This window comes from Chitinophaga pendula (assembly GCF_020386615.1).
GTDB classification, from domain to species: Bacteria; Bacteroidota; Bacteroidia; order Chitinophagales; family Chitinophagaceae; genus Chitinophaga; species Chitinophaga pendula.
Map to the genome: position 1 here is coordinate 6,998,646 of NZ_CP077769.1, position 14,120 is coordinate 7,012,765.

At 46.8% G+C, this 14,120-nt stretch carries 11 protein-coding genes; 6 read left to right on the forward strand and 5 right to left on the reverse strand.

Annotated elements, in window-relative coordinates; all coding sequences use genetic code 11:
- Positions 1-28 precede the first annotated feature (28 nt).
- Complete coding sequence (locus tag KTO58_RS26405) at positions 29-910, reverse strand: hypothetical protein (RefSeq protein WP_095836537.1); 882 nt, start codon at positions 908-910, stop codon at positions 29-31.
- A gap of 133 nt (positions 911-1,043) precedes the next feature.
- Here KTO58_RS26405 and KTO58_RS26410 point away from each other — a divergent pair, with 133 nt between their 5' ends.
- Together KTO58_RS26410 and KTO58_RS26415 are read left to right on the forward strand one after the other, a co-directional pair.
- Positions 1,044-1,817, forward strand: a complete 774-nt coding sequence (locus KTO58_RS26410) for a TatD family hydrolase (protein ID WP_225859933.1) — start codon at positions 1,044-1,046, stop codon at positions 1,815-1,817.
- A 41-nt stretch (positions 1,818-1,858) separates the two neighbouring features.
- On the forward strand, positions 1,859-2,911 hold the full coding sequence (locus tag KTO58_RS26415) for an asparaginase (protein ID WP_095836535.1): 1,053 nt from the start codon (positions 1,859-1,861) through the stop codon (positions 2,909-2,911).
- Positions 2,912-2,918: 7 nt separating this feature from the next.
- On the opposite strand, the gene KTO58_RS26420 is transcribed toward KTO58_RS26415, so the two are convergent.
- Positions 2,919-3,854, reverse strand: coding sequence for a sugar phosphate isomerase/epimerase family protein (locus tag KTO58_RS26420; RefSeq protein WP_095836534.1), 936 nt, complete (start codon positions 3,852-3,854; stop codon positions 2,919-2,921).
- Positions 3,855-4,045: 191 nt separating this feature from the next.
- On the opposite strand from KTO58_RS26420, the gene KTO58_RS26425 reads away from it, so the two are divergent.
- Positions 4,046-6,874 (forward strand): triple tyrosine motif-containing protein, encoded by a 2,829-nt coding sequence (locus KTO58_RS26425; protein ID WP_198315103.1) that lies wholly within the window; start codon positions 4,046-4,048, stop codon positions 6,872-6,874.
- Between the two features lie 12 nt (positions 6,875-6,886).
- Here the strand turns inward: KTO58_RS26425 and KTO58_RS26430 are convergent, their stop codons facing one another.
- The 3 genes from KTO58_RS26430 to KTO58_RS26440 all read right to left on the reverse strand — a co-directional run bounded on the left by KTO58_RS26430 (position 6,887) and on the right by KTO58_RS26440 (position 10,118).
- The gene (locus tag KTO58_RS26430; RefSeq protein WP_095836532.1) at positions 6,887-7,795 is read right to left on the reverse strand and encodes a bestrophin family protein; all 909 of its coding nucleotides are present in this window, start codon (positions 7,793-7,795) and stop codon (positions 6,887-6,889) included.
- Positions 7,796-8,029: 234 nt separating this feature from the next.
- A complete protein-coding gene (locus tag KTO58_RS26435; RefSeq protein ID WP_095836531.1) occupies positions 8,030-9,013 on the reverse strand; it encodes a zinc metalloprotease in 984 nt (327 codons plus the stop codon).
- A gap of 412 nt (positions 9,014-9,425) precedes the next feature.
- Positions 9,426-10,118 (reverse strand): TapB family protein, encoded by a 693-nt coding sequence (locus KTO58_RS26440; RefSeq protein WP_095836530.1) that lies wholly within the window; start codon positions 10,116-10,118, stop codon positions 9,426-9,428.
- A 514-nt stretch (positions 10,119-10,632) separates the two neighbouring features.
- Between KTO58_RS26440 and KTO58_RS26445 the strand changes: the two genes are divergently transcribed.
- From KTO58_RS26445 to KTO58_RS26455, 3 genes are all read left to right on the forward strand, one after another.
- On the forward strand, positions 10,633-11,229 hold the full coding sequence (locus KTO58_RS26445) for an RNA polymerase sigma factor (protein WP_095836529.1): 597 nt from the start codon (positions 10,633-10,635) through the stop codon (positions 11,227-11,229).
- A 926-nt stretch (positions 11,230-12,155) separates the two neighbouring features.
- Positions 12,156-12,743 carry an RNA polymerase sigma factor gene (locus tag KTO58_RS26450; protein WP_095836528.1) on the forward strand — a complete coding sequence of 196 codons (588 nt, stop codon included), beginning with the start codon at positions 12,156-12,158 and terminating at the stop codon, positions 12,741-12,743.
- A gap of 101 nt (positions 12,744-12,844) precedes the next feature.
- Complete coding sequence (locus KTO58_RS26455; protein WP_225859934.1) at positions 12,845-13,879, forward strand: FecR family protein; 1,035 nt, start codon at positions 12,845-12,847, stop codon at positions 13,877-13,879.
- Positions 13,880-14,120: the final 241 nt, after the last annotated feature.

Here is a 14,120-nt window from a genome sequence, read left to right on the forward strand (position 1 = left end):
TCTTATAGTGGATTGCTTGCCTGCTTAGTTATCTGGGCAGTTTCACCTCTTTGCTCTTACCATCCAGCGTGATGGTCGCTAAGTCGTCACAGATACCCGTGCCATAATCCAGCTTCGCCTGCACACCGTCAAATTGGAGCGTAGCAATACCCTTGCTGGGCCACGCACAATCTACCCGCTTTACCACCGCGTTCGTAGTCGTTACTACCGTCGCCCCTCCCGGATATTTCAAGGTAGTAGTACCCGTAATGCTGTAAGCATCATCCAGCACATCCAGCGGCGTATTGGCCCCCTCCGTCTGTGTCACCGTCCTCGCAGCAGTATACCCCAGGCTCACCGTATCCAGTTTAATAACACCGCCTTCAACAGCAGTGCTGTATTTTAAACCACTACCTTCGCTCTGGTTGGTGATCGTTTTGGTACCTTGTACGGAAATACCGTTCACCGTATAGTTCTCCAACATAATCTTGGCCGTAGCACCTTTCTTCAAGAAGAAGTCAGAGAGCACAATGTTCACCTTCCCAGTACGGATACGACCACCCTGGTCCGCACAACCGGTCTTGAAATCCAGTACGATCGTCTTCGGCCATTTGAATGGCTCCGCTGGGCTGATCGTCGGCTGAAAACAATTCCCCAGCCTAGCATAAGACACCCCTTCTCCATGTAACCGCCCGTTGTTCACATTCTCACTCTGCCCTATCTGTAAGGCTACCTCAAAAAGATCGTCATACAACGCACTGGCACTGGCCTCATGGCCGGCCGCCGCTATCGCCTTGTTGTCCCGATCATTGGAAGGAGCATTGTCTTTATTGTTCTTGCTGTCTTTACTGCAGGCAAAAAAGATAGTGGCGAGCGCCACGATAAATATTACCACCGCAAGGATGCGATTGAAACAAAAATAGCTTTTCATGGTATAGTTATTTTCTTTTAGGTTCTTCAGGCTGTACTTTTGTACAGTGATTGAATGGAAATATTAGGATTTTTACAAATTTATTAAAATAAGTCTTACTGCAAAATAAATCTTCATTAACTATCGGATGGATATGAGCACCTGGATCGATACACATACACACCTCTATAGCGAAGAATTTGAAGCCGACCGGGAAATAATGGTCGAAAGAGCACTGTCCGCAGGCGTCAATACCTTGCTGATGCCCAATATCGACAGCACCTCCATAAATGGAATGCTCGCCCTGGAACAACGCTTCCCGGGTCAATGCCTCCCCATGATGGGATTACATCCTTGTTATGTAAAAGAAAATGTAGCCAGCGAACTGGCTACCGTAGCAGACTGGCTGGCTAAAAGACACTTCTGGGCAGTAGGCGAAATAGGGCTCGACTTCTACTGGGATACCACCTTCCGCGAACAACAACACCTCGCTTTCCGCGAACAACTCAAAATGTCCGCACAATACAAACTGCCTGTGGTCATCCACAGCCGCTCCTCCACCCGAGAATGTATCGACGATGTAAAAGCCCTGCAGGATGGCCGGCTCACCGGCGTATTCCATTGCTTCTCCGGCACCCTCGAAGATGCCCTCGAGATCATCGACCTGGGATTTTACCTGGGCATCGGCGGCGTCGTAACATTCAAAAAAGCTGGCCTCGACAAACTGATCGAACAGATCAGCCTAGATCATATCGTACTCGAAACCGATGCACCCTACCTGGCGCCAGTGCCCTATCGCGGCAAACGAAACGAAAGCGCCTACCTCACGCTGGTAGGAGAAAAGATAGCAGATGTAAAAAATCTAAAAATAGAGGATGTAGCTACCGTTACTAACAGTAATGCGCGGAAATTATTCAAAATTCCCTAACCGTTTAGTGGATACCTTTGCACGCAAGTTGCTGTTTAAGAATGACTAAGATACTTATAATTTACACCGGGGGGACAGTGGGCATGATCTACGATGAGAAGACGAAAGCATTACGCCCAATCGGATTCAACGAGATCAGGAACAATTTACCGGAACTATACCGGATGGGGATCGATTTCTATGTCTACACTTTCAATCCCCCCATGGACTCCTCTGATATGCATCCCGATACATGGGTCGAGATCGCAGGTATCATCGAAGACCGATACGATCGATACGATGGCTTCGTCATCCTGCATGGATCAGATACCATGGCATTCACAGCTTCTGCACTCAGCTTCATGCTAGAGAACCTCAGCAAACCAGTCATCCTCACCGGGTCCCAACTCCCCATCGGAAAGATCCGCACCGATGCCAAAGAAAATATCATCACCGCCATGGAGATAGCTTCTACCCGCATTCAAGGCGAAGCAAGCGTACCCGAAGTAAGTATCTATTTCGACTTCTCCCTCTTCCGCGGTAACCGCAGCAAAAAATATAACGCAGAAAAATTCGAGGCATTCTATTCCATGAATTATCCACCACTGGCAGAGGCCGGTATAGATATCAAATACAAACGACAATTTGTATTACCTATGCCGGAACTGCCGCTAAAAGTGCATAAGAACCTGGATGATAATGTAACCGTATTGAAAATATTCCCGGGAATATCCCGCAAAGCCGTAGAAGCTACACTCGGTGTACCCGGCCTCAAAGGAGTGATACTCGAAACCTTCGGCAGCGGTAACACCAACACACAACCCTGGTTTATCGAATGCCTCAAAAAAGCCATCGACAAAGGCGTATTAATGGTGAACATCACCCAGTGCGATGGTGGCTCCGTAGACCTCGGCAAATACGAAACCAGCCAACAACTACTCGAAATAGGCGTCGTAAGCGGCCACGATATGACCTTCGAAGCAGGTGTCACCAAACTGATGTTTGTACTCGGACTCGGACTATCACCCGAAGATGCCAAACAAATGATACAAACACCACTTCGAGGCGAACTCACCCCGATCGTTCACCAAATATCAGATAGCATCAATAGTTAAATGCAGCCTATACGTCCGCCAGCATCAGACGTAACGTATCCACATCTTTTTTTAGCTTGCCAAGTACGATCTGCTGCTTTTCCTTCACCGGAAGAGCGGCTTCCTGCTTACTCAGTAAGTCATATTCCAGGTGAAGACTGACAGGCACATGTATACCCAGCCGCTTTACCCACTTGAAGTACGACACATAGTCAACCATCCCCTCTCCTAACGGCATATTCTCCAACACATACTTGCTGCCCTGCCGCACCCAACGCGTATCCTTGATCACAATCGTATTGATACGCGACGCAATAAGCTGCAAGCCCAACGGCCAGCTGTTGGCACCCTCCACCGTAGCATGCCGGATATCATATTGTACACCCACCCATGCCGGATCTACCGTTTTGATCATCTCGTACAGATCCCACACCGCCGCACCGATCTTCATACCCGCATGATTTTGATACGAAGCCTGTATGCCATACTGTTGGTTGATCGCAGCTAATCGCTGCAACTGAACGCTATGCCGCTGTATCGACGCTGGCAACGGCATCCCCTGGTCGTAATCAAACCAGGCCGTCCGGTAATAACGGATACCTTGCTCCGCCGCCGCTCTTAAAATAGGTACCGTATATCGCTCCGTTGCATCCGCGATAGCAGTAGTCATCAGCAATAGCTTTAGTCCGCGCTTCCGCGCCGCCGCCGCCGCTTTCGGCAGATCCTCCAATACCCGCTCCGGCAATATATGCCCCTCCGGTCGTATCGAATAATCGATCCCATCTAACCCCGCCGCCGCAAATGTCTCCGCCAGCATATCATAGTCCATCCATTGAAAAGGTTTGCTGAAACAATGGACCTCCCATTTGGGTGCCGCCAAAGCAGAATAGGCTAATCCTTTTAGCGGCAGCGAAGCCCCCGCCAGTGCTAACGTTTGCAGGAAATTTCGACGGTTATATTGCATAACACATAATTGATGTCTAACAAAATAGCGCTTTTTTAACGGAATCTATAATCACCGCGCGTTAGATATAATGAACTCTTACAGTCTTTTTATTACATTTGAAGCGAGAGACACATATGCGCAAGTTGCTGTATCTGCTAATATGCAGTTTTTTTTATTCCACGTTTGCCATCGCGCAAAATACCATCGGCTTGCCCGCTATCGTAAACTATAGCAAAAAAGAGTTTCGTGGCGGTGCCCAGACCTGGGATACGCAGCAGGATAAAAACGGGATACTTTATTTCGCCAACAACGAAGGCCTCATCTCTTTCGATGGTGGATACTGGAAGGTCTATACCCTGCCCAACAAAACCATCGTGCGCTCACTACGCATCGATACCGATGGCAAGATCTATGTCGGCGGACAAGACGAATTCGGCTACTTCTTCCCCGATCAGTCAGGTATACTCCGCTACCACTCGCTCAAACATCTCATCCCATCACAATTCCGCGAATTCGCAGATGTATGGAATGTCGTTATCCTCCGCGACGAAGTCTACTTTCAATCCAACGACCGCATCTTCCAATATAAAGGGAATAATATCCGCGTCTTCAAACCCATTCGCGAATGGAACTTCCTCGCCAGTGCCGGTGGCCGCCTCTTCGCTCAAGACCGCTCTCATGGACTCCTCCAGTTCAATGATGGCATCTGGCAGCCTATCAGCAACTTTTTCAGCAATGGCAACCAGATCACCGCTATACTCCCCTACGGAAATGATACCGTCCTGATCACTACCATGAAAACAGGTATGTACCTTCTACACGATGGTAAGATCACCCGCAAACAAACAGAAGCCGATGCCCTCCTCGCAGCAGATCGTATATACAAGGCCGTAAACATCAACGAACAACTGCTCGCAATAGGTACCACCTCCGGCGGTTGCATCGTCATGGATCATAACGGTAAGATCATCCAACGCTTTACCATGCTCGATGGCCTGCAGAAAAACAACATACTCAGCATATTCGCCGATGCCGCACAGAACCTCTGGATCGGAATGGAAAATGGTATCGACTTCGTCGCCTATAACAGCGCCGTCAAATACATACTGCCGGATAAACATAATCCCAATAGCAGCTATACCATCCGTATCCACGATCAACACTTGTACATCGGCACCTCCAACGGCCTCTATAGCGTTCCGCTCAATATGACACAGGAAGACCTGAGCTACTCAAAAGGCGACTTCTCATTAGTCGCCAATACCGAAGGCCAGGTATGGAACCTCACCGAACTCAATAAACAACTACTGCTCGGACACGAATATGGTACCTACGTGGTCAACCCCCGCAGCGCCCAATCCATATCCAGTGCCGTAGGCACCTGGCGCTTCCTCCCATTGTCCACTTTCTACCCGGCGACCGAGATCATCACCGGTACCTATACCGGACTATACACCCTCCAGTATAAAGACAATCGCTTCATCGAAGGGTCAAGGATCAATGGACTCATCGAATCTCTGCGCTTCATCGCATTAGACAATAACAACGTCATCTGGACATCACATCCCTACCGCGGTGTCTTCAAACTGGTGCTGGCGCCAGATCATACATCCCTGAAGGCCACACTATATACAGATAAAAATGGACTGCCCTCCACATTGGGCAACTTCGTATACCATATCAAAAACAGGGTCATGGTCGCCACCGAAAAAGGCCTGTACGAGTTCGACGAATCCAGGAATAAATTCGTCGCCTCCAGCCTGCTGTCAGATGTGACCGGCCCACCCTATTTCCGCTACCTGCAGGAAGATCCCAGCGGCAATATCTGGTTCGTACAGAATAAAACAGTAGGCGTCGCCGACTACTCCCGGCCACAAGGCAACAAACCCTATTCCCTCTTATACTTCCCCGAACTGACCGCCAAAGTCGTAACCGGCTTCGAACATATCTATCCTTTTAATGCAGAAAATATTTTCATCGGCTCAGAAAGAGGCGCCATCCACCTCAACTATCAGAAATACCAGCAATCAGCACAACGCCTGCGGGTAATACTCAGCGAAGTACATACCGTAGGCCCCAAAGACAGCGTCATCTTCGGCGGCTACTTTACACAGGGAAGAACGACACCACGGCTCGATAATCACCAGAACTCATTCCGATTCGCCTTCTCCTCCAACCTGTTCGAACAGCTGGATAATATCACCTATAGCTACCGCCTCATAGGCTTCGATAGCGACTGGTCAGAATGGAGTAGCAAACGCGAAAAAGACTATACCAACCTGCCCATGGGGAGATATACCTTCCTGGTCAAAGCTCGTAACAACCTGGGGGTAGCCTCCTCCCCCGTCGCCTATACGTTTATTGTCGCCCCCGCCTGGTACCAGACATGGTGGGCCATCGCCGCATACCTCGCACTGGCTGGCGGACTGGCATGGTGGATAGTACGCTGGCAACGCGAACGCTTCCGCCGCCAGCAACAACAGTTCGAAGAAGAACAGAAACGACTCACCTACCTCCACCAACTCGAACTGGATCGTAATGAAAAAGCAATGGTCTCATTGCAGAATGAAAAACTGGCAACAGAAGTAGATTTTAAGAATAAGGAATTGGCCACAGTGACCATGCACCTCGTCCAACGGGGCAAATTATTGTCAGCTATAAAAGAAGAATTGATCAAATGGCATAAACAAAAACCAGGTACAGGCACCAATAACCCCGCTACCGCCACCGACCTCCGTAAAGTATTACACCTGCTCAATGATGCAGAAAAAAACGATAACGACTGGGATCAGTTTGCCATCCACTTCGACCAGGTACATAGCAACTTCCTCTCCGTACTGAAAGCCCGCTTCCCACAACTAAGCGCTACCGACCTGAAGTTATGCGCCTATCTGCGAATGAACCTTTCCTCCAAAGAGATCGCACAGCTGCTGAATATCTCCGTTCGCGGCGTAGAAGTCAGCCGCTATCGCCTCCGGAAAAAACTGCAACTACCTACCGAGGTCAACCTGTTCGATTACCTCATGCAGATCGTATAACCGTCGCATATATCAGGTGATGTAAATACCATTGGCAGAAGGTGCCACAGGAGCAGGAATATCCGCCTCACCCATCATCTCCATCAGGTTGATCTCAATAGTTCGGGTGATACTGTCCAAAGGAATAGACGTCTGGTTCTCCTCAAAAGGATTCATAATGCTTACCCCATTCTGGTGCGTAACATGAAAGACAAAACCAAAGGCCCACCCAAAAAGGATCGCCCAGTAGTCTACCGTCTCCGTCATCATCAGCGTATTCATAATCACATAAAACCAGATAAAGACACGGGTAAAGAAAATATAGCTGGGAGGAAATACCGTATTGTTGATCCGCTCCGATTTTCCCATCCCATCACACAACTTCACCAGCAGATCACTGATATCCCGGAACCTGAACCCGTCAATCGCATGCCGCTTACTCAGCTCCTGCAAATCACGCGCCTGCAGATCCAGGATCGCATTCGGTGTGTTCGCCTGATCATCCACTTCCGATAGCTCCCCTTCAGTCAGGTAACGGGTGTAATAACGGTCGCCATTCCGCCTTAAGCCGGCTTTTAATGCATAAAGAAATGCAATATGCCGGTAGATCATCCGCTCCACAATATCAGCAGCCTTCGCATCGTCAGAAGTATCCACATAATGCAGCAACGAACGCGCCCACGACCGCGAATCATTCACCAAGCCCCCCCAGATGATCCTGGCCTCCCACCAACGACCATACGCCTGGTTATTGTTGAAACCGATGAAAAACGCAATAGCAGTACCAAGTACCGCCGAAATACTACTGGGGATCGAAATATGGCCCTGGATCAGGTAAGTGTCCATCAGATACGCCGCCGTACAGCATAGCAATATCAACAGATCTACCTTCCAGGTCAGCCGGAATATTTGCCTTAGCGACAGTTGGTGGCGGAGTAACATGACATCTTTTTTCTATTTACGAATTGGCGGATATCATAAGGTAATATATCCCAATCATATACGCAAAAAAAATCTGCCGTAAGGCAGATCATCACCAGCATAGTAATAAAAAACACTTTTGCAGGGATGTATAATAACACATAAACCTGCAAAAGTGTTGATCGTAGCTTCTCCTCTTCTAAAAACTCTCCCCGGAAATTATAACTATTAAAATGCGCTAGTTACGACGCAGCATCACGGTTGAGCAAAACCGTTACGACCGCCACCAACAGCAAAGGTTGCCATCATCCTGTCTCTCTGTCCGCAAGTAAACATATATAAACAAGCATCATCAGAGTAGTCCATATAGTTCATGGTCTGCTCGATAGGGGTACCTGTACAGGTGCTTCTGTGAGGATAGGTAGGACAACCGAAGTTAGCAGCATTATGCAAAGGAGTATCGCCAACAAAGTCATTACCGCAATTAGCATCACCCCAAATATGACGCAGGTTTAACCAGTGTCCTATCTCGTGTGTAGCCGTACGGCCTTTGTGGAACGGTGCAGCAGCAGTACCAATAGTACCAAAGCCAGAGAAAGTGATTACCACACCGTCAGTAGCAGCAGCGCCACCAGGGAACTGAGCATATCCCAGTACACCACCACCCAGGTTACAAACCCAGATGTTCAGTACGGAATCAGGTGAAGTAGGGTTGATACCGCCAGAAGTAGCGCGCTTCATAGCGTCGTTAGTTCCCCAGCTGGTAGTAGTAGTAGATTTACGCACTACGCTTTTTAAACGGAAACGGATATTGGTACTACACTTCGCGTTTGCAAATATACCGGGAGGTGTCTCCGGATTAGTACCACTGAAATCTGCGTTCAGTACATCGATCTGGGTTTGTATCTGCGCATCAGAAATGTTCTGAGTCGCATTAGCATATAAAATGTTAATCACAACAGGAATTTCAATGATACCATTGGGTAACAGCTTGCCCATCTGATTTCCTTGGACAAGTCTTTGTGTAGCCTGTTCAATGGATTCCATTCTTTGACGCAAAGATGGATCTTCCTGCAATTGACGTTGCAATACTTCCATACTTCCGCAGGTACGTTGGGCTATTGGGTTAGAAGTCTCACTGGAAGGATTTTGATTATCATCTACGGGTGGCTTTTGATCTTTACTACACGCGGCGGCAAACAGGGCAACAATGATTAGAATACCAGATAGTTTTTTCATGATTAAACAGATTTTGGTTACTCGTACATCTATCTTTTTAGGGTTTCAGATTTTCCGGGGAGAGTAGATAGATATTTTGAGGATCAGGTTTACCTATCGAATATAATCAAAATTGTAATGCAAACCCTGCAACCTTCGTGTCATTGATATGTAAGAAATTGATGCGCTAAATATGCCGCCAAACCCATACTGATGGCAAAGTTAACGATTGTGCCTGCGCTAATTCAATGGCCTCCCGCTTTGCATTTATTGGCGCAAAGTACTGCTGAAAAAACATCGCATCAGAAATAAAATGATCGTGTATCACTTACACTTAGTGTGGATGTTTTTTATTATAGTGTCAACAAGACACTATAATAAAAAAAGGATAGCACATCGTGCCATCCTTTTCCGCTATTAAACATACTGCTTCCTATTTGATAGCAGTAATGACACTTCTCTCCGTCAGCTTGCCCTTTAAATAGGCCTCTGACTTCACAATACCGTAACCAGGCACAAACCACTCCGTAATGTCAAGTTTCATCGGAATATTAATACCAACTACCTTAAATTTCACATTCAATACGTAAGTGATCTTGAAACTCTCCCAGCTACCTATCGGCGTAGACACCTTCTCCTTACCGGATACTTTGCGGTCTTCTACCTTGAAATTCACCTTCATAGACTTACCTTTCGTAGTACCATTCAGATTGAAATCTAGAGAAGACTCCAGCGTCTGACCAATCTTAGGATCAGCAGGATAAGTCAGGTAAGAGGTTTTGGTGTTACTCTCGATCGCCGGATTGTTCACATCCTGTTTGGGTAAACCAACCGTCAGATCAAAATACAAATTACCACCATTACACTTCACCACACCCTTAGAGCTACTGTTGCCCTCATTGCCGCTTTTGGTCGTCGTGATATTCGCAATGCGCTCACCTCCCTTATCCTCTACACCACTGATCTCTTGTACTTCTTTGCGGATTTCCTTGCCGTTGCCATCATATACAACACTCTCTATACGCGCATTGTCCTTGAAGTATATGTACTTGCTGCAATCCTGCGCATGCGCAAAGGATACTGCACCCAACGCCAGTAAGGAAAAGAACATCTTTTTCATTTTCATAAGATTTCACTTGAGGTTTAAGAATTGATTGTTATTTAATGATTAAAACTGTTGGATGCGGTCCGCAATACGCCACTGACAAATAGGTACAGCCACAACCGGCCCCTGCGTCAATAGCGCATCGTCGGAGATTTAGTGACAGCTATGGATTCTGGATAATTGTACAACATTACTGTAGCAGCCTGCGAAATACAGTATGTATACTAAGATGTGATAGTTAAAAGGGGAACAACCTGGGGCTGTTATAATCGATTATTGTATCGCCCTGCAATAAGGTTCAGGTGATTTCGCATCCAAAAATAAACTAATTTATCATTCCAACAAATTTTCTCTCTAACGTATGATCTCCATCCTGCAAATATGAAAGTGCCATACTCATCCGTCCTGCTAAAATTGAGCTTGATACCCAATCCCTACCCAAATTATATGCCATCTTGTTAAGTTTTTAATTAACTTCAACTCGACGTTTTTCCAGCTATGTCCATTTTCCACGTAAAAGCATTCTAACAGTAGTATGAAGTTTACACCTCCGCTGTCGGATGAAAAAAAACTCCTGTCGCTCACCGCACAGGGCGACAGACAAGCCTATGCCTCCATCTATACCCACTACTACAGCAGCCTCTATCGGTTCCTGTTCTTTATTAACCAATCCCCCGAAGACACCGAAGAGATCATACAAGACGTATTCCTAAAAGTATGGGAAAAAAGAACCCAACTCCCTAACATCCTCTCCTTCGAAGACTATCTCTTCAGAATGGCCAAAAACAAATGGTTTGATATCGCCAAAAACAAACAAACCAAACGTAAAGCCCTAAACATCGCCACCAGCCGCCAACCCACATCCGTTAACGCCACAGAACACGATACTATCTATAAAGAATACTACCAGATCGCCATCAACGCCATCGGACAACTATCCGATAAAAAGAAAAAGATACTCCGCATGCGCACACAGGAAAATATGTCCCTTGATGAAATCGCATCCTCCCTAAATATCTCCCGCTCCGCCGTCAAAAAACAACTTTACGCCTCCATCACTTTTATCAAAGAACACCTGCGCAGATACGCGGGATGGACCACCCTGATCCTCGCCCTCCTCACTACAAAATAACCTCCCCCAACCCCGCTCCCGCTTCACCATTTCTAAAATATTTCTGCTCAATTGGGTAAAAATTCATTTTAAATGTATCTATTCTAGTACATAAGCACAGTGAATGTATCCAGCCTTCCTGTTTGCGGAGATAGGAAGTCATCTTGCCTGCCCGGTGTGCAAGGGCAGGCAAGATGCTGGTTACAGCTATAACAAGCCAGGTGCCACGATAAATACGACTAATTCTACGTCCTAATAGGTTTCAGGTACAGAACGAGAGTGAAAAAACAGGGTTTTTCATCAACAATAAGGAAAATGTGGACAACCGGCATCTGCCGGTTGTATTTTTTTATACCCTAATTCCCCCACCAGACCAGCATTTAATAATTTTCTGAAAAAAATAACCCCTATATGGGTAAAACAACAAAATCCAGGTATCTATACTGGTATGAAGGCGTGTGCCCCGGCAAATCCCCTTCACAAAACTGTTACACTTAACCATTCTATCGAGCACCCAATAAAGCATTGCCTGTGTAAATGTGACCAATGCATGAGCTAACAGAAAAACATCACATAGAAGATAATGTGCAGAAAGGAAAAGGCAATGCTTTACACGTTCTTTCTCAAAATAAAAAATGCCCCTGCAAGAATACAGGGGCCATCATTCACCAACTTTAGTATTTGCGTTCAGTTTCTACTGAACTATCAACCAGTGTTCTACTACATCTGAATGAATCTATAAGTAAGATACCAGAGGACCCAAAATTTACCCTCTGATCGGTAGAATAATTTAACGGGAGCGTTTTTTTTAAAGCAGTATAATACACCAAATTAGTTGTACTGGTAAGTATAGTATATTTGATGGTAGAACAAGAGAAGCGCATCAGGAGGGCGACCGCCGCCTCGTCAGTAACAACTGGGCTGCATTAAAAAGAACCTGCAAATTAATGGCTGAGATACTTAATACGGATGAACAGGAACGCTGGAGATCATTCCAGTCCGGCGATAAGCACGCATTGGAATATTTTTTTAATAAATATGCGGACGACCTGTACAACTATGGATACCGGTTTGCACAAGATCAGGAACTCATTAAAGATGCCATCCAGGATGTCTATATCCGCCTGTGGACCACCCGCGAACGCATCGCCGTACCCACATCCGTAAAGTTCTACCTGCTGAGAAGCTTTAGGAACGCTCTCACCAGAAAGCTCTCCAAAGCCGCCAAAGATCAACATGGCCAGCTGGATGAACAATACCTGTTCGAAGTAGAATTGTCTGCTGAAGATCTCAGGATCAATGACGAAAAACAAGCCATCCTGCAGCAACGCCTCCAAAAGGCCATCGCGCAGCTACCGCCCCGACAGCGGGAAGCCGTATTCCTGCGCTTTTATGAGAATACGTCTTATGAAGATATCGCCCTCATCATGGGCACCAGCGTCAAAGCAACCTATAAAGCTGTCTTCCGCGCACTGGGCAAACTAAAAGAAATAATGACAGTAATGCTGATTAGCCTGCTGTTACTGAAAGCATAAAAAAACCACCGGCTCGCCGGAAATACATACACCAAGAATAAAAAAAGAAATTGACAAACGTGTATCAGGGGTAATACACCAAGTCGTTAACCAGACTAGTTATGATACGAAAACATACTAAACAGGAATATGCTACCTTCACTACCGACGACCTCCTGGCAGACGAGTACTTCCAGGAATGGATACTACACCGTCGTCCGGATGTAATAGCCTTCTGGCAGGATTTCCTGACCTCCTGTCCACACCAAGAACAAAATATAAAAGAAGCCGCCGCACTGCTCAATCAGCTGCACTTCAAAACATTCAAACCCAACGAACAACAACGCGCAGAAATGTGGGCCGCCATAGACCTCGCTACCCCTACCTCCACATCAGGTAAGATTCGTCGTCTCACCCGCAATCGATGGATGGCCGCTGCCTCCATCACCCTCCTCCTCCTCGCCTCCGCATGGTGGCTCACACGCCCCTCCCATAAAGAGATCAGCATCGCCACCGCCAGCCAGGAAACAAAAGATATCACCTTGCCCGATAACTCTGTCGTGCACCTCAACGCCAACTCCTCCCTCAGATACAATACCTCCTTCCTGCAACACAACAGAGAACTGTGGATCGAAGGAGAAGGCTACTTCAAAGTAACCTCCCGTACAGACAATGGACAAAAACAACCCTTCGTCGTACATACCTCACACCTTGATGTAAACGTGACCGGTACCGCCTTTAACGTTTACCAACGTGGAGACCGCACCCGGGTATTCCTCTCCCACGGTGGCGTAACGGTCAATTTTAAAAACCACGCACAAGCCCCCCAGCAACTCGTCCCCGGAGACCTCCTCTCCCTCGAAAACGGAAACACCTCCCTCCAGCATGCCGTCGATTCAGCCGTATTCGGTGCCTGGCAACAACGCATATTCCTGTTTAAAGACGTAACACTCGCCAGCGCCGCTACCATCATCGGCGAATTCTATGGCTATAAAATAGTCTTTCAGCAACAAAAAATATCCGCCATCCTCGTCAACGCAAAACTTACCGCTACAGACCTGGCTACCCTTACCGCCACCCTCTCCGAAGCCCTCCAGATCTCCATCAAACAAAAAGGAGATACCCTTATATTCGGTACCCGGCAACCAGCTAAGTAGCAGAGGATTAAATAGTTAAATGTTGATTGGTGGCGGGTTTGCAAATATTGCTGCTCTATTTGCTATAAAGAGACAAATAGTCTTGTAATAGCCTGATGGTGAATTGCTTATAGCTCGCGTCCACCTATCCTGTATCATTCGTATAGTTCTCCTATAAGCTACCTATATCCATACGTTAACTATCGCTTACTTGATAATTACAATACCCCCCATGTCTTATTCCTCTCCTCTTTACCCTCTC